The organism is Brachybacterium sp. FME24 (assembly GCF_014897705.1).
Classification (GTDB): Bacteria; Actinomycetota; Actinomycetes; order Actinomycetales; family Dermabacteraceae; genus Brachybacterium.
Genome location: NZ_JABUXV010000003.1, coordinates 226,891 through 242,680, shown reverse-complemented (window position 1 = coordinate 242,680; position 15,790 = coordinate 226,891). Strand labels below are relative to the sequence as shown.

Genomic DNA, 15,790 nt, shown 5'->3' with positions numbered 1-15,790 from the left:
GCAGGGCGCATCTCACGTCGCAGGCACCTGACCAGAACCTCACCCGTCCGTACACTCGACGGGTGCAGATCAAGGAGGTGGCAGAAGGATGAAGGTGCTGGCAGCGATGAGCGGCGGCGTCGACTCGGCGGTAGCCGCTGCCCGGGCGGCAGAGGACGGCCACGAGGTCGTCGGCGTCCACATGGCCCTGTCCAAGAACCGCGATCAGCGCCGCACCGGATCACGCGGCTGCTGCACGGTCGAGGACGCCTCCGACGCGCGCCGCGCCGCGGACCGGATCGGTATCCCGTACTACGTCTGGGACCTCTCCGACGATTTCCACGACCTGGTGGTCGAGGACTTCCTGTCGGAGTATGCCGCCGGTCGCACCCCGAACCCCTGCGTGCGCTGCAACGAGCGCATCAAGTTCGCCTCGCTCCTGGAGCGCGCCACGCTGCTCGGCTTCGACGCCGTGTGCACGGGCCACTACGCCTCGATCCGCACCGATGGCCCGGGCGGCACACCCTCCCTGCACCGCTCGCGCAACATGGCCAAGGACCAGTCCTACGTCCTGGCGGTGATGGGGCCGGACGCCGTGGCCCGTTCCCTGTTCCCACTGGGTGAGTACGAGACCAAGGACGAGGTGCGGGCAGAGGCCCACGCCCGCGGACTCGGTGTCTCGACCAAGCCGGACAGCTATGACATCTGCTTCGTCGCCGACGGCGACACCCGTGGCTTCCTCGAGCGGAATCTCGGCGAGGCTCCGGGGGAGGTCCTCGACGACACCGGCGCCGTGATCGGCGCCCATCGCGGCACGCACGGCTTCACCATCGGCCAGCGCAAGGGCCTGGGCATCGAGCACCCCGCCGCCGACGGCGCCCCGCGCTATGTCGTCGACATCGACCCGACCTCCCGCCAGGTCGTCGTCGGCGCCGCCGAGCTGCTCTCCACGCGCGAGCTGATCGCGACCGATGTCGTCCTCTTCGAGCCGCTGCTCGTCGGCCGCGAGGTGCGGGCCCAGATCCGCGCCCACGGCGACGCCATCCCCGCGCAGGTCCTCGAGGTCCCCGCCGCGGCAGCGCCCGCCCCGGGTGATGCGGCCAGCGCGACGTCGACCGCTGCGCACTCCTCCACGGAGGCCACGGCCACCGTGACGACCCCGGCACCCGCATCCCCTCCAGGCTCACGCCTTCGCGTGCGCCTGGAGACCCCTCTCCGCGGAGTTGCTCCCGGTCAGACCGTCGTGCTCTATGACGATGACCGGGTGCTCGCCGCCGCCACCTTGGAGCATCGCGCATGACACCTCTGGTCACCCTCACGGGAGATGGCACGTTCCGCGCACCCACCTCCGCCGACGCCGCGCGCCACGACCTGCCGGACGAGCCGCACCTCGCCGCACTCCTGCGGCTGCGCGCACTGCTCGGCGACGACCTCGACGAGGACATCGCGACCAGGCTCTATCTGCCCTCCGCGCTCGGCATCGACGAGACCGACCACATGCTGCCGGCCACGCTCGCTCTGCTCGCCGAGACCACCGGCGACCTGGTCAGCTACGGCTGGCGGCTCGGACCCGGGATCGGCCGGGCCTGGCAGCACGCTCGGGAGCTGCGCGATCGCACGCTCGACGCCGCCCGCATCGCCCTGCTCGGCTACGAGGGCCCGGTGATGACGACGGCACTCGGGCCCGCGACCCTGGCCGGAGCCACCTTCCTCACGACGGGGGAGCGCACGCTCGCCGACCGCGGAGCCGTGCGCGACCTCCCGCTGCTGCTCGCCGAGGGCCTCATCGACCATCTCGCCGCGCTGCGCGAACGGACCCCGGGCACTCGGCCCCATCTCCTGCTGCGCGAGGACGCCGTCGCCGGCGTGCACGAGGGACGCATCCCCACGCCCTCGGGCCGACGCCGCTACCCGGCACTCCCGGCTCCCGAGATCGGGATGCTCTGGCGCAGCATGTTCGCCGCCCTCGAGGACAGCGGCCTGGGCGCGGACTCGATCACGCTCGGCGTCGGCGCCGACCTGCAGCTGCTGCGCGCCGCCCGTGACGCCGGCGCTCGCCGGATGGCCATCGGACCGCGTCGACTGCCGACCCTGGAGACCGCCGAGGGGCGTGCGCTCTGGGAAGGACTCGCCGAGGCGCACGACGCCGGCTGCATCTTCGAGCTGGTCGTCGATCCTCGCCCCGGGGGGCGTCTGGCACCCGAGCTCGAGAAGATGCTCACCATCTGGAATCGTCTCGGCCACAGCGACTCCGCCATGTCGGGCTTCACGTTGATCGCGCACACCGGCGCCTCGCACGACGTCCATGCCGGCCGCGTCGACCCCTCGGCGCAGCCTGATCGCGACACCCTGATCGACGAGTCCGCGATCGAGGCCCTGCTGCGCGTGGCGCCCACCTGGGCCGAACGCCTCGCCGGCTGACCCTCCAGGGACGCTGACAGGCGCTCGACGGGTCGATGCACTGGGAGATGTCCTGCCCGTGCGTCACAATGTCCTGGTGAGCGAGGACGAGCAGGATACCCAGGACACCCAGCACTCGACAGCCGGCGAGCAGCCTGAGAGTGATGCCGTCGCGGCGCAGCAGCGCATCGCCGAGCTGACCGCGCAGATCGAGAAGGCGATCGAGGACTACTACGTCCACGACGCTCCGACCCTCGCGGATGCCGAGTACGACGCGCTCGAGCGCCAGCTGCGGGGGCTCGAGGAAGATAACCCGCAGCTGGTCAGTCCCGACTCCCCGACGCAGACCGTCCACGGGGCGGTCGCCGCCGAGCTCGCGGAGATCGACCACGCGGAGCGGATGCTCAGCCTGGACAATGTGTTCTCCGTCCAGGAGCTGCGTGACTGGTGCGCGCACGCCGCCGCCGAGCTCGGCCAGGACGTGCGCTGGCTCACCGAGCTGAAGATCGACGGTCTGGCGATCAACCTCCGCTACGAGAACGGCGAACTGGCCACGGCTGCGACCCGCGGCGATGGACGCACCGGTGAGGACGTGACGGTGAACGCGCTGCAGATCGAGGGCATCCCGCAGAGCCTGGCCGGGAGCGGTCACCCCGCCCTCGTCGAGGTGCGCGGCGAGGTGTTCATGCCCACCGAGGACTTCGCACGGCTCAACGAGCTCCAGGTGGAGCTGCGTGATCGCGCGGTCGCCGAGAACCGCTCCCGCTGGGAGTCCCGGCAGGCGTCGGGCCGACGGGCCTTCGACGAGGAGAAGGAACAGCTTGCCGCGATCCGCCGCTTCCCGACGTTCGCGAATCCCCGCAACACTGCGGCGGGTGGCCTGCGGCAGCAGCTCGAGAAGAAGACGGGCCTCGAACGGGAGGCCGGCGAGGCGCGCCTGGGTTCCCTCCGCCTGACCGTGCACGGTCTCGGCGCGTGGCCGGACCCGCCTGTCAGCTCCCAGAGCGAGGTGTACGAGCTGCTGGCGTCGTGGGGCCTGCCCACGAGCAGATACATGAAGGTCATGACCTCGGCCGACGAGGTGGTCGACTTCGTCGAGCACTACGGTGATCACCGTCATGACGTCGAGCACGAGATCGACGGCATCGTCGTCAAGGTGGATTCCTTCGCGCAGCAGCGGGCCCTGGGCTCGACCTCGCGGGCCCCGCGCTGGGCGACGGCCTTCAAATACCCGCCGGAGGAGGTCACCACGAAGCTCCTGGACATCCAGGTGCAGGTGGGACGCACCGGGCGGGTGACCCCCTTCGGCGTCATGGAGCCGGTGAAGGTCGCCGGCTCCACGGTCGAGAAGGCGACGCTGCACAACCAGTTCGACGTGGAGCGCAAGGGAGTGCTGATCGGCGACACCATCGTGCTGCGCAAAGCCGGCGACGTGATCCCGGAGATCCTCGGCCCCGTCGATTCCCTGCGCGACGGCAGCGAACGTCCTTTCGTCATGCCCACGCAGTGCCCGGCCTGCGGCACCACCATCCGCCCCGAGAAGGAAGGGGACAAGGACTGGCGCTGCCCGAACCAGAAGAACTGCCCCGCCCAGGTCACGGGCCGCGTCGAGCATGCGGCCTCCCGCGGCGGCTTCGACATCGAGGCGCTCGGCGAGGAGTCCGCGATCGCCCTCACCGATCCCGACAAGCGTCGCAGCGAGGCGCTCGCCGCGCTGGGGTCCGGGCACAGCATCCACCTGCCGATCCGTGAGGCCTCCGATGCCGAGCTCGAGAACTTCGTGGTGCTGAAGAACGGCGAGGTCACCCAGGGCACAGACGGGGTACCGCTGCTGCGCATCACGACCGCGGAGGATCCGCTGCTGCCCGGTCTGCAGGAGCCCGTGGTCACCACGGGGAACGACCTGTTCGACCTCACCGCCGAGGCGCTGCGCGATGTGGTGATCTGGCAGCCCGAGCGTCGTGACGGCGAGCCGACGGGGGACTGGCGCGTCCAGCCGGCGTTCTGGTCCCGCCCGCAGTTCAAGCACTACAAGCGCGACGGGGCCTGGAAGCAGCAGAAGTCCCCGTCCGTGCTGAAGACCACCGAGACTCTCATCTCCGAGCTGGAGAAGGCGAAGGGGCGACCGCTGTGGCGCGTGCTCGTGGCCCTGTCGATCCGGCACGTCGGGCCGACGGCCGCGCGGTCGCTCGCCACCGCTTATGGGTCCATGGACGCGATCCGCGCGGCGAGCATCGAGCAGCTCGCCGAGACCGACGGGCTGGGGCCGATCATCGCCGAGGCCGTCATCGAATGGTTCGAGGTGCAGTGGCACCGCGAGCTCGTCGACGGCTGGGCGGCGTCCGGAGTCCGGATGGTCGACGACGTCGAAGACGGCTTCGTGAAGACCCTCGAGGGTCTGACCCTCGTGGTCACCGGCGGTCTGGAGGGCTTCAGCCGCGACGGTGCCAAGGAGGCGATCATCTCCCGCGGGGGCAAGGCCTCCGGGTCGGTCTCGAAGAAGACGGACTTCGTGGTGATCGGCGAGAACGCCGGGACCAAGGAGACCAAGGCCCGTGACCTCGGGCTGCGGATCCTCGACGAGGCAGGGTTCGTCGCGCTGCTCGAGGGCGGGGCCGAGGCCGTGGCGCAGGGTGAGGACTCGAAGGCCACCGAAGATTCTGCCGAAGAGACCGCCGCTGAGGCCGCTGGCGCAGGTGAATAGTCCGCCGCCTGCTCGGCCCGTGCTTCCGCTGACCGGAGGAGGGGATCCTTCCTCCGTTCGACGGATTCTGGGCTCGTGATCTGGACTCTTCCCGTCCGGGATGTCAGCGTGTGTGATGCACATCGCACCCGACAGGAAGGCTGCTCAACCATGAGCACCCGGCATCCCGCATCGTCCATGATCCCCAGCGAGTCCGTCGAGGGGTTGTCCCGCCGCGGCATCGACCGACGTGCCGTGCTGCGTGGGGCGGGTCTCCTCGGGGCCCTCACCGCGGCCGGCGGAACCCTGGCTGCTCCCGCCCAGGCTGCGTCCCCGGACACGCTCGACCCGAAGGACTTCACCCTCACGGCCGACTACGACGCCTATACGGCGAGAGTCGAGGCGCTGCTGGAGCAGGCCGGTTCGGCGAGCGTCAGCGAGGTCATGGACAACGCCAACCACGACCGCACCGAGGCAAGAGTCCTGGACGACCAGGTGCACGGCTTCCGCTTCGCCTCGAGCGATGAGAACGATCCCGATGCCTTCCCCCAGGGGATCACCACGAGCCGCGATGCGGTCGGCACTGCCGACAACGGCCGGTACGACGGTCGCCAGGTGATCGCCGTCAGCTTCTACAACAACTCGCCCAAGAGCAGCCGTATCAACCTCATCGACTGGGACGCGAAGCATCCGAACTCGTATCGGCGGATCCTGCTGGTGGAGCCCACTGGCACCGAGGCGGAGCCGAGCTTCCAGGACATCGGGATCCACGTCGGCGGGATCTCCTGGTACGGGGATCTGCTGTACGTCGCGGACACCGGCGCCGGGATGCGGGTGTTCGACATGAGCAGGATCGTCACCACCGACACCGGTGGCTCGAAGGACCAGATCGGCAGGGTGGGCGATAGCTTCTACGCCCACAACTACGCCTACGTGCTGCCCCAGGTCGGGACGATCAGTTCGACGGTCGCCGACGGGACGGAGAAGCTGGTGTGGTCCACGATCTCCCTGGATCGCGTGAGCCGATCGATCGTCATGACCGAGTACCGCTGCGTGGGCTGCGACACCTACCCCGAGGGATCCACGCGCGCGGTCCGCTTCCCCTTCGCCGACGGCGGGTCCCGGTTCGCCGCGACGACCACGGCCACCGAGGCTCTTGAGGTCCCTGTGCATTACCTCAACGGTGTGGCCTCCCACAACGGACGCTGGTGGTTCAACGACTCCCACCACAAGACGCTGCACCACTGGTCGGGTTCGGGCGCGATGACCTCGTACCCCTGGGTCTCGTGGGGTCAGTCCCTGAGCTACTGGGAGGACGCCGACGGACCGGATCTGCTGTGGTGCCTCAAGGAGAAGGAGGGCGACCGTCCGGTGTTCGCGGTGAAGCAGGGAGACTACAGCTGATGTCAGGCGACGTCAGCTGACCAGCGCGAGCGCCAGTGGCAGGACGGGGCCCGAGCCGGACCGTCGCAGCAGACGACCGGCGATGGTCACCGTCCAGCGGGTGTCGATCTCGTCATCGACCAGCAGGATCGGGGCGCCGTCCAATGCCGCGATCGACTCGGCGAGATCGGGCGTGATCACGAAGCGATCCCAGAGCGCGGCGACCCGGAACGCACTGTTGCGGGCCCCGTTCATCGGGGCCGCGTCCGGGGCGAGTCCGAGTGCGCCGAGATCCTGCATCTGCCCGATCCGCGCGATCCCTGCGCCGAGATCCCGTACCAGGGTGGGCCGGGTGGTGGAGGGGACGGCGAGCACCGCGGCGGGCCGCTGCCGCCAGTCCCAGTCCGTGAGGATCTCGATGACCCGATGCGCGATCGCCGGGGTGAGGGCGGCATCGACGCGACGTCCCTGCTCGTCGACCCTCAGCAGTTCTCGCAGGGGTACCGCCCAGCCCAGGTCGGACATGCGGGCGAGTGCGCGGCCTTCCTCGAGGCGCTCCCCGGCCGCGATGTTCCCGCGCAGCGGCGAGCCGGATTCCGCGGTGATACCGAGACGGTCCAGCCCCTGCGGCCACTGCTTGCGCGGGTCCACCGGAACTCCGACGCGGTCCAGGAGACGGGCGACGGCGTCCCGAGAGGAGGCGGCAGCGTCCGTCGCTCCAGAGCCGGCAGACGCCGCAGAAGCGTCAGCGATCGACGCGTCGGAGGTGGCGCCCGGGGCCGGGTACCAGGGATCCGTGCACACGTCGCAGCGACCGCAGGGGGCGGCGGTGTCGTCGTCGAGCTGGCGAGCGAGAAACATCATCCGGCACTGCTGCGGATCCCCGCTGCGCAGGCGCTCGTACTCGAGCATGGCCTGCTGCTCCTGGCGGCGCGCACGCGCGACGTTCTCGTAGCGCTGGGCATCGTACGTCCAGGAGGTTCCGGTGGCGACCCAGCCGCCGCGCACCGAGTCCACCGCTCCTTCGACGGCCAGCACCTTGAGCAGCAGTTCGAGGGCGCTGCGCTTGACGTCCACGCGTGCTTCGAGCGCGGGGGTGGACAGCGGGGAGCCTGCGGCGCCGAGTTCTGCGAGGACCGAATCGGCGGAGGCCTGCGCGGGCATGGAGGCGGTGGCGAAGTACTCCCAGATGGCGCGGTCCTCGCGTCCGGGCAGGAGCAGCACATCCGCGGTGTCCGTGGCGCGGCCAGCACGACCCACCTGCTGGTAGTAGGCCACCGGAGAGCTCGGCGCCCCCAGATGCACCACGAACCCCAGGTCTGGTTTGTCGAAGCCCATGCCGAGCGCGCTGGTCGCTGCCAGCGCCTTGACCTCGTTGTCCTTGAGGGCCTGCTCGAGGTCGGCGCGCTCGTCGGAATCGGTGCGACCGGTGTAGGCCCGCACCCGACGGCCGGGGCGATCGAGCAGATCCGCCAGGTCCTCCGCGGCGGAGACGGTGAGGGTATAGATGATTCCGGAGCCGGGCAGATCCTCGAGATGCTCGACCAGATACTCCAGGCGAGAACGGTCGTCCGGCAGGGTCAGGCAGCCCAGGCGCAGCGAGTCACGGGTCAGTGCCCCCCGCAGGGTCAGCACCGGCGCCGCCCCCTCGCCGTGCACGCCCAGCTGCTCGGCGACGTCGGCCACCACCCGGGAATTGGCGGTCGCGGTCGTCGCGAGCACCGGGACCTGGTCCCCGAGCTCCGCGACCAGGTCCCGCAGCCGGCGGTAATCGGGGCGGAAGTCGTGGCCCCAATCGGAGATGCAGTGCGCTTCGTCGATGACCAGCAGCCCGCAGCGCTCGATCAGGCGCGGCAGCTGCTCGGCCCGGAACCGGGGGTTGACCAGCCGCTCAGGAGAGACCAGCAGAACGTCGATCTCGTCGGCGTCCAGCGCCCTGTCGATGTCGGACCACTGGGTGGGGTTCGCGGAGCTGATCGCCTCGGCCTTGACCCCGGCACGACGGGCGGCCGCCACCTGGTCGCGCATCAGGGCGATGAGCGGGGAGATGATCAGCGCGGGACCGGCGCCCCGGCGCCGTTGCAGCAGGGCGGCCAGGAAATAGACCGCGGACTTCCCCCAGCCGGTGCGCTGGACCACCAGCACGCGACGCCGTTCCTCGACCAGGGCCTCGATCGCCTCGAACTGGCCGTCGTGGAAGTCCGCATCGGCGCGTCCGGTCAGCGCGCGCAGCGCGTCCTGCGCCTCGGCGCGCAGCGCGGAGCGGTCCGAGGTGGGGGAGGGATGCGAGGAGTCCATGCCCCCAGTGTGGCAACTGCGACCGACCGTCGAGGACACGGCGCGGCGGTGTGGACACGAGCGGGATGGGGAGGAAGCATCCCGTGACGAGGGGGCTCTGGATCCAGGGTGTTCTGAGAGGACTCTCATCGTCCTCTCATCCCGGGACGAATCGGTCTCATCGGGCCCCTCTACGGTGGTCGTCATGAGCAACGAAGCCGGTCCTCCGACCTCCTGCGACCGCGGTCCTCTCGGGGCCACGCTCCCCGACACCTCGGGGACCCGCCTGGTCGCCGCGGTGGTGACGGCGCTGCTGCTGACCGCCGTGTCTCTCCCGGCCCGGCGGCTCGGGCGCGACGACGCCCGGGATTCCTTCCCCTTCAGCCACTACCCCATGTTCTCCGCGAAGCGGAAGGAGCACTACTGGGTGACGCACCTCCTGGGTGTGCGGGCCGACGGATCGGTGGCCCCGCTGCACTACTCCTACCTCGGAACCGGCGGGCTCAATGCCGTGCGCCGACAGGTGCGGCGGCGTGTGCTGAGCGGAGACGGACAGCAGATCGCCGAGCGCGCGGCCGAGCTGCTCTCGGTGCGGGACCGGGGCGCTGATCGCGACGTGGTGCGGGTGCACATCGTGCGCGGGCGCTATCTCGTCGAACCGTTCATGACCGGCAGGGCGCGCGAGGTGTTCACCTCGAAGCTGGACGTGCGCGGCTCGGCCGACGTTCCAGGTCGAGCGATCCAGCGGGTGGGGCACGCCGGCGCCTCCTTCGGGACGGAGGCCGGACGATGAGCGGGGCCGGACTCACCGGCGCGCTGATCGCGGCCGCCTCCACCGCACGTCGGCACCTGGCACCGCGCACCGGGGCTGCCACCCCGGCCCTGCTGCGGGTGGCCGTCGGCGGGTACCACCTCTGGCATATCGCCCGCAGGCGGAAGCTCTACAAGGGCGTGCATCGCACCGATGCCGCGAGCTTCGACCCGGTCGGCCCGGCGCGCATCCTGCGCTCACCCCTGCCCCCGGTCGTGGCAGACCGGCTCCTGGATGCCTCCCTCGTCACCGGAGCCCTGTTCACCGCGGGAGTGGCGCATCGCATCGTCGGCCCGTTGCATTCGGCGCTGCAGACCTGGAACTTCTCCTACCGCAACTCCTGGTCGATGGTCTTCCACCACGAGAACAACCTGGTGCTGCACACGATGGTGCTCGGCGCCGCGCCGTCGGCCGACGCGCTGAGCCTGGACGCGCTCGTGCGCGACCGCTCCCTGCTGCCCGGGCGCCGCTCGTGGATGTACGGGGCGACGCCGACGGTGATGAACGCCGCGGTCGCGCTGACCTACCTGCTCGCGGGGCTCGCCAAATTCACCGGCGGGAACGGGATCAGATGGGTCGACGGCGGGAACATGCGCGGCCAGGTGGCCTTCGATGCCCTGCGCAAGGAGATGCTCGGGGAAGAGGCCTCACCCCTGGGGAAGCTGCTCTACCCGCATCGGGAGCTGTTCACCGCGATGGCGGTGATCTCCCTGATCGTCGAGATGGGTGCCCCGCTCGCCGTGCTCGATCACCGGGCAGGGCGACTGTTCGCGCTGGGGGCGTTCGCGATGCACTGGGGGATCAAGGCGATCATGCGGATCACCTTCCCCTACAACCTCTCAGGCGTGCTCTACCTGCCGTTCCTGCTGATGCCGCCGCCCGAGCCGAGGAACTGAGCGACGGCGGTCGGAGAACTACTGCGAGGATCCGTTCTCGCCGGCGAGCCGGCGCAGACGTTCCGAGGTGGACTCGTCGTCACGCAGCGGATCCTCCTTGGTGGCCAGGGCGCGGCGCATCGTCGCCTCGAGCTCCTGAGCCTCCTGGATCGCCGGATCCTGCGACGCCTGTGCGCCGTCCTCGGGGTCGTGGGAGGTGTAGTCGATGTTCGGGTCGACGGACATGGCGGGGTCCCTTCGTGCTGCGCTGGAGTGGGGAAGTCTACCGGGGTGTCCGCCCGACGGCGCCAGCCCGGCGGGCGGAATCGCTACGATCGGTCGGGTGACCCCACGCTCCCGCCGCGCCCCCGCGAAGAACTCTGCGAAGACCACCGCGAAGACGACCCCCCGCCCGCTGACCGGCTTTCGACTCGCCGAGGCTCTGATCGCTGGCTGGCGGCCTCTGCAGCGCCTCGATGTCGACGGTTTCGCGCTGCTGCGCTCACGAGGCGTCACCCGGCGCGCCAACAGTGCCCTCGCCCTCGAGGCCCCGACCGCCGACGACGCCCTGAACGGGGCGATCGAGCGGGTCGAGGCGCTGTACGCGATGGCCGGGGAACCGTCGACGTTCCGGGTCCTGGACATGCACGGCCCCGCCCAGCTCGACACCGTCCTCGCCGAGCGCGGCTACGAGAGCACGGGGCACAGCGCACTGCTCGCGACGACCCTCCGCGGCGCCCGATTGCCTGATCCCCATCCGTCGGCCGAGATCCGCACCGGCGCACTGGATGAGGACTGGTTCGAGGCGGCCTGGCTCCTCGCACCGCGCGACGGCGATCAGGCCCGCGAGACGATGCACGACATCCTCGCCGGCACGCCGGCGGTGCAGGTGCTGCTTCGGGCGGAAGGGGATCTCGAGGGAGGGACCGGAGCGGAGCCGGTCGCCGTCGGCCGCGCGGCGCTGGTCGAAGCGGGCCGGGAGACGGTCGCCGTCCTGAACATGATCGCGGTCGATCCTGCTCATCGCCGGCGAGGGCTGGGCCGCGCCCTCTCGCAGACCCTGCTGGCGATCGCCGCCGTCCAGGGCGCCGACCGCGTCCTGCTCGAGGTCGAGCAGGACAACGCTCCCGCACTGGCCCTCTACCGGGGCCTGGGATTCGAGCATCTGGGCGAGTATCACTACCGGGTGCGCACCGCGCCCAGCGACCCGACCTAGAATGACCCTCATGCCTTCGATCGGACGAGATGACGTCGCACGCCTCGCCGACCTCGCACGGATCCAGCTCAGTGATGAGGAGATCGACCGCTTCGCCGGCGAGTTCGACTCCATCATGGACGCTGTCGCCTCCGTCTCCGAGGTCGCCACCGAGGATGTTCCCGCGACGTCCCACCCCATTGCCATGACGAACGTCTTCCGTGAGGACGTCGTCGAGAACACCCTGACCCAGGAGCAGGCGCTCGCCGGCGCTCCTGAGGCACAGGACGGCCGTTTCGCCGTCCCACAGATCCTGGGAGAGGAGTGACTCCATGACCGACATCATCCGCCGCAGCGCCGCCGCCCAGGCCACCGCGCTGAGCACCGGTGAGGTCTCCTCGCAGGAGCTCACGCGTGCCCATCTCGACCGCATCGCCGACGTCGACGGCGACCTCAACGCCTTCCTCCACGTGAACCAGGACGAAGCACTGGCCACCGCCGCCGACATCGACTCCCGCCGCGCCGCCGGCGAGGAGCTGCACGCGCTCGCCGGGGTCCCGATCGCCGTCAAGGACATCGTGGTCACGCAGGGCCAGCCGACCACCGCGGGCTCCAAGATCCTCGAGGGCTGGATCCCGCCCTACGACGCGACCCTGGTCACGGCCCTGCGCAAGGCCGGCCTGCCGATCCTCGGCAAGACCAACATGGACGAATTCGCCATGGGTTCCTCCACCGAGACCAGCGCGTTCGGCCTCACCCGCAACCCCTGGGACCGGGACCGGATCCCCGGCGGCTCCGGCGGCGGCAGCGCGGCAGCGGTGGGCGCCTACGAGGCGCCGCTGGCGATCGGCACCGACACCGGCGGCTCCATCCGTCAGCCCGGCGCCGTCACCGGCACCGTCGGCGTGAAGCCGACCTACGGCTCCGTCTCCCGCTACGGCCTGATCGCCATGGCCAGCTCGCTGGACCAGGCAGGACCCGTCACCCGCACCGTCGAGGACGCCGCGCTGCTGCACGAGCTCATCGCCGGGCACGACCCGCACGACTCGACCTCCCTCACCGACCCCATCGGCGCCTACACCGCGGCGGCGCGCAGCAAGGACGTCAGGGGCCTGCGCGTGGGTGTCATCGAGGAGCTCGAGGGGGACGGCTTCGCCCCCGAGGTCCGGGCCCGGTTCACGGAGTCCCTCGCACAGCTGGAGCAGGCGGGCGCAGAGATCGTGCGCATCTCCTGCCCGAACTTCCGGTACGCCCTGGGCGCCTACTACCTGATCATGCCGTCGGAGGCCTCGAGCAACCTCGCGAAGTTCGACGGCATGCGCTTCGGCCTGCGCGTGATCCCCGAGGATCACCCCACCGCCGAGTCCGTCATGAAGGCCACCCGAGGCGCCGGCTTCGGCGACGAGGTCAAGCGCCGCATCCTGCTGGGCACCTACGCCCTGTCGGCCGGGTACTACGACGCCTACTACGGCAGCGCGCAGAAGGTCCGCACCCTCGTGCAGCGCGACTTCACCGCCGCCTTCGAGCAGGTCGACGTGCTCGCCTCGCCGACCTCGCCGACCGTCGCCTTCCGCCTCGGCGAGAAGGTCGACGACCCGATGGCGATGTACATGAACGACATCGCCACCATCCCCGCCAACCTCGCCGGCACCCCGGGCATCTCGGTGCCCAGCGGCCTGGCCGAGGACGGCCTTCCCGCCGGCATCCAGTTCCTCGCCCCCGCCCGGGCCGACGAGCGCCTCTACCGCGTCGGCGGTGCCCTGGAGGCGCTGCTCGAGGACGCCTGGGGAGGTCCCCTGCTGGCCAAGGCCCCCGAGCTCGCCGGGCTCACAGGAGGAGTGAAGTGATGACTGCGACCACCATCGAACCCGTCGACTACGACGAGGCCATCGAACGCTACGACCCGGTCCTGGGGATCGAGGTCCACGTCGAGCTCGGTACCGCCACCAAGATGTTCGACGGCGCGCCCAACGTGTTCGCCGCCGAGCCCAACACGGCGATCACCCCGACTTCGCTCGGGCTTCCCGGCGCGCTGCCGGTCGTGAACCGCACGGCCGTCGAGTACGCGATCAAGATCGGGCTCGCGCTGAACTGCTCCATCGCCGAGACCTGCCGGTTCGCGCGCAAGCAGTACTTCTACCCGGACCTGACCAAGAACTTCCAGACCTCGCAGTACGACGAGCCCATCGCCTACGAGGGATGGGTCGACATCGAGCTCGAGGACGGCGAGGTCATCCGCGTCGAGATCGAGCGTGCCCACATGGAGGAGGACGCCGGCAAGAACACCCACGTCGGCGGCGCAACTGGACGCATCCACGGCGCGACCCACTCCCAGGTCGACTACAACCGCGCCGGTGTGCCCCTGGTCGAGATCGTCACCAAGCCGATCCCGAACACCAAGGGGCGGGCCCCCGAGGTCGCCGCCGCCTACGTGCGCACCCTGCGCGACATCTTCCGGGCGCTGGACATCTCCGAGGCGAAGATGGAGCGGGGCAACGTGCGCGCCGACATCAACGTCTCCCTGCGAGCGGATGCCGAGGCTCCTCTGGGCACCCGCACCGAGACGAAGAACGTCAACTCCTTCCGCGCCATGGAGCGCACGGTGCGTTCGGAGATCTCCCGCCAGGCGGGCATGCTCGACGCCGGGCAGAAGATCGTCCAGGAGACCCGTCACTTCCACGAGGACACCGGCGATACCTCCTCGGGCCGCCCGAAGTCCGACGCCGAGGACTACCGGTACTTCCCGGAGCCGGACCTGGTCCCGGTCGCCCCGAGCCGCGAGTGGGTCGAGGAGATCCGCAGCGGGCTTCCCGAGCTGCCGGCGGCGCGTCGTCGCCGCCTGCTGGGCGAGTGGGGTTTCAGCGATCTCGAGATGCGCGACGCGATCAACGCCGGCGCCCTCGACCTGATCGAGTCCACGGTCAGCGCCGGCGCGAGCGCCCAGTCCGCCCGCAAGTGGTGGATGGGGGAACTGGCCCGCGTGGCCAAGGACCGCGACGTCGAGCTCGAGGACCTGTCGGTCACCCCGGTCCAGATCGCCGAGCTGCAGGGCCTGGTCGACGGGAAGAAGATCAACGACAAGATCGCCAAGCAGGTCCTTCTCAAGATCCTCGAGGGTCAGGGAGGCCCGGCCGAGATCGTCGAGCAGGAGGGGCTCGCGGTCGTCTCCGACGAGTCGGTGCTCACCGGCGCCGTCGATCAGGCCATCGCCGACAACCCCGACGTGGTCGCCAAGATCCAGGGCGGCAAGGTCCAGGCCATCGGCGCCCTCATCGGACCGATCATGAAGGCCACCCGCGGCCAGGCAGACGCCGGCCGCGTGCGCGAGATCATCATGGAGAAGCTGGGCGTCACCGGCTGACCGTCAGCGGCCGCCGGCGCGCGTGATCGGCAGATAGCTGATCACGCGCAGTTCCGGTGCGTCCTGCGGGAGGAGATTGACCTGCTCGTAGGCGACGTCTCCGTGCCGCGGGTGGGTGAACTCCCGTCGGCTCGAGGCGAATCGCTGGACCGCGTTCTCGTCCCACGCGCGGGCGAAGTCCTCGCTGGCCGAGCGCAGATGGGTCAGCAGGCGCACGTGCGCCGTCCCGCCGCGGCGCGCCCCCGTCTCCGTGCGGTACTCCGCGAGGAACCGGCGGCTGGTGCGCTCCCAGTCCGGCAGCAGATCCCGCACCCGCGGGTCCGTGAAGATGAACACCAGCAGGTTCCGCTGGGTGGGGTCGGCGTCGGCGACACCGGGGAAGAGATCCTGGTAGGCGGGGTTCCAGGCGGCGATGTCCCAGTGCGGAGTCAGCGCGAAGGACGGCGCCGGGTCCAGGGTGTCCAGCAGGTGCTGCACGTGAGCGGGCACCGCCGCCGGCTCCGACAGGGCAGGGCGCGGGTTCGGGGCGAAGCCCGCCAGCCCCAGCACGTAGTCGTGCTCCGCCTCCGTCAGACGCAGCTGCAGGGCGATCGCGTCGACCACCTGGCGGGAGGGGTTGATGTCGCGCCCCTGCTCCAACCAGGTGTACCAGGTCACCGAGACCCCGGAGAGGACGGCGATCTCCTCCCGGCGCAGTCCCGTCGTGCGGCCCCGCCCCGCTGGTGGCAGGTCGTGGTCCGCGCGCAGCGCGCGGGTGCGCTTGCCCCGCAGGAAGGCCCCCAGCTCGGTGCGCGTGGTCAGGTCCTTCGTCATCGCTGCTCCTTCC

The 15,790-nt window shown here is 70.4% G+C and carries 13 protein-coding genes; 10 read left to right on the top strand and 3 right to left on the bottom strand.

What is annotated here, in order from left to right; genetic code table 11:
- Positions 1-88 precede the first annotated feature (88 nt).
- The 4 genes from mnmA to INT51_RS04800 all read left to right on the top strand — a co-directional run bounded on the left by mnmA (position 89) and on the right by INT51_RS04800 (position 6,466).
- Positions 89-1,279 (top strand): tRNA 2-thiouridine(34) synthase MnmA, encoded by a 1,191-nt coding sequence (mnmA, locus tag INT51_RS04815; RefSeq protein WP_193104066.1) that lies wholly within the window; start codon positions 89-91, stop codon positions 1,277-1,279.
- On the top strand, positions 1,276-2,400 hold the full coding sequence (locus INT51_RS04810) for a hypothetical protein (protein WP_193104065.1): 1,125 nt from the start codon (positions 1,276-1,278) through the stop codon (positions 2,398-2,400). Before mnmA ends, INT51_RS04810 begins: the two co-directional genes overlap by 4 nt.
- Before the next feature lie 76 nt (positions 2,401-2,476).
- Positions 2,477-5,083: a helix-hairpin-helix domain-containing protein gene (locus INT51_RS04805; RefSeq protein ID WP_193104064.1), complete on the top strand. Its 2,607-nt coding sequence runs from the start codon at positions 2,477-2,479 to the stop codon at positions 5,081-5,083.
- A 150-nt stretch (positions 5,084-5,233) separates the two neighbouring features.
- A complete protein-coding gene (locus INT51_RS04800; protein WP_226831950.1) occupies positions 5,234-6,466 on the top strand; it encodes a hypothetical protein in 1,233 nt (410 codons plus the stop codon).
- Positions 6,467-6,478: 12 nt separating this feature from the next.
- Here INT51_RS04800 and INT51_RS04795 read toward each other — a convergent pair whose 3' ends face one another.
- On the bottom strand, positions 6,479-8,743 hold the full coding sequence (locus INT51_RS04795) for an ATP-dependent DNA helicase RecQ (protein ID WP_193104063.1): 2,265 nt from the start codon (positions 8,741-8,743) through the stop codon (positions 6,479-6,481).
- A gap of 184 nt (positions 8,744-8,927) precedes the next feature.
- Here INT51_RS04795 and INT51_RS04790 point away from each other — a divergent pair, with 184 nt between their 5' ends.
- Positions 8,928-9,515, top strand: a complete 588-nt coding sequence (locus tag INT51_RS04790; RefSeq protein WP_193104062.1) for a hypothetical protein — start codon at positions 8,928-8,930, stop codon at positions 9,513-9,515.
- The gene (locus tag INT51_RS04785; protein WP_193104061.1) at positions 9,512-10,429 is read left to right on the top strand and encodes a hypothetical protein; all 918 of its coding nucleotides are present in this window, start codon (positions 9,512-9,514) and stop codon (positions 10,427-10,429) included. Before INT51_RS04790 ends, INT51_RS04785 begins: the two co-directional genes overlap by 4 nt.
- An 18-nt stretch (positions 10,430-10,447) precedes the next feature.
- Here INT51_RS04785 and INT51_RS04780 read toward each other — a convergent pair whose 3' ends face one another.
- Positions 10,448-10,654 (bottom strand): hypothetical protein, encoded by a 207-nt coding sequence (locus INT51_RS04780; protein ID WP_193104060.1) that lies wholly within the window; start codon positions 10,652-10,654, stop codon positions 10,448-10,450.
- A 97-nt stretch (positions 10,655-10,751) separates the two neighbouring features.
- On the opposite strand from INT51_RS04780, the gene INT51_RS22635 reads away from it, so the two are divergent.
- The 4 genes from INT51_RS22635 to gatB are packed head-to-tail and all read left to right on the top strand — an operon-like array spanning position 10,752 to position 14,964.
- Positions 10,752-11,624: an N-acetyltransferase gene (locus INT51_RS22635; RefSeq protein ID WP_193104059.1), complete on the top strand. Its 873-nt coding sequence runs from the start codon at positions 10,752-10,754 to the stop codon at positions 11,622-11,624.
- A 10-nt stretch (positions 11,625-11,634) separates the two neighbouring features.
- Positions 11,635-11,931: an Asp-tRNA(Asn)/Glu-tRNA(Gln) amidotransferase subunit GatC gene (gatC, locus tag INT51_RS04770; protein WP_193104058.1), complete on the top strand. Its 297-nt coding sequence runs from the start codon at positions 11,635-11,637 to the stop codon at positions 11,929-11,931.
- Positions 11,932-11,935: 4 nt separating this feature from the next.
- A complete protein-coding gene (gatA, locus tag INT51_RS04765) occupies positions 11,936-13,450 on the top strand; it encodes an Asp-tRNA(Asn)/Glu-tRNA(Gln) amidotransferase subunit GatA (protein WP_193104057.1) in 1,515 nt (504 codons plus the stop codon).
- Positions 13,450-14,964: an Asp-tRNA(Asn)/Glu-tRNA(Gln) amidotransferase subunit GatB gene (gatB, locus tag INT51_RS04760; RefSeq protein ID WP_193104056.1), complete on the top strand. Its 1,515-nt coding sequence runs from the start codon at positions 13,450-13,452 to the stop codon at positions 14,962-14,964. Before gatA ends, gatB begins: the two co-directional genes overlap by 1 nt.
- A 3-nt stretch (positions 14,965-14,967) precedes the next feature.
- Here the strand turns inward: gatB and INT51_RS04755 are convergent, their stop codons facing one another.
- A complete protein-coding gene (locus INT51_RS04755) occupies positions 14,968-15,777 on the bottom strand; it encodes a helix-turn-helix transcriptional regulator (RefSeq protein WP_193104055.1) in 810 nt (269 codons plus the stop codon).
- Positions 15,778-15,790 lie beyond the last annotated feature (13 nt).

Bases quoted from the DNA above. Each gene is read 5' to 3' on its own strand.
- INT51_RS04790 (WP_193104062.1), top strand. From the start codon at position 8,928: ATGAGCAACGAAGCCGGTCCTCCGACCTCCTGCGACCGCGGTCCTCTC.
- INT51_RS04800 (WP_226831950.1), top strand. From the start codon at position 5,234: ATGAGCACCCGGCATCCCGCATCGTCCATGATCCCCAGCGAGTCCGTC.
- INT51_RS04795 (WP_193104063.1), bottom strand. From the start codon at position 8,743: ATGGACTCCTCGCATCCCTCCCCCACCTCGGACCGCTCCGCGCTGCGC.
- gatA (WP_193104057.1), top strand. From the start codon at position 11,936: ATGACCGACATCATCCGCCGCAGCGCCGCCGCCCAGGCCACCGCGCTG.
- mnmA (WP_193104066.1), top strand. From the start codon at position 89: ATGAAGGTGCTGGCAGCGATGAGCGGCGGCGTCGACTCGGCGGTAGCC.
- INT51_RS04785 (WP_193104061.1), top strand. From the start codon at position 9,512: ATGAGCGGGGCCGGACTCACCGGCGCGCTGATCGCGGCCGCCTCCACC.
- INT51_RS04810 (WP_193104065.1), top strand. From the start codon at position 1,276: ATGACACCTCTGGTCACCCTCACGGGAGATGGCACGTTCCGCGCACCC.
- gatB (WP_193104056.1), top strand. From the start codon at position 13,450: ATGACTGCGACCACCATCGAACCCGTCGACTACGACGAGGCCATCGAA.
- gatC (WP_193104058.1), top strand. From the start codon at position 11,635: ATGCCTTCGATCGGACGAGATGACGTCGCACGCCTCGCCGACCTCGCA.
- INT51_RS04780 (WP_193104060.1), bottom strand. From the start codon at position 10,654: ATGTCCGTCGACCCGAACATCGACTACACCTCCCACGACCCCGAGGAC.
- INT51_RS04755 (WP_193104055.1), bottom strand. From the start codon at position 15,777: ATGACGAAGGACCTGACCACGCGCACCGAGCTGGGGGCCTTCCTGCGG.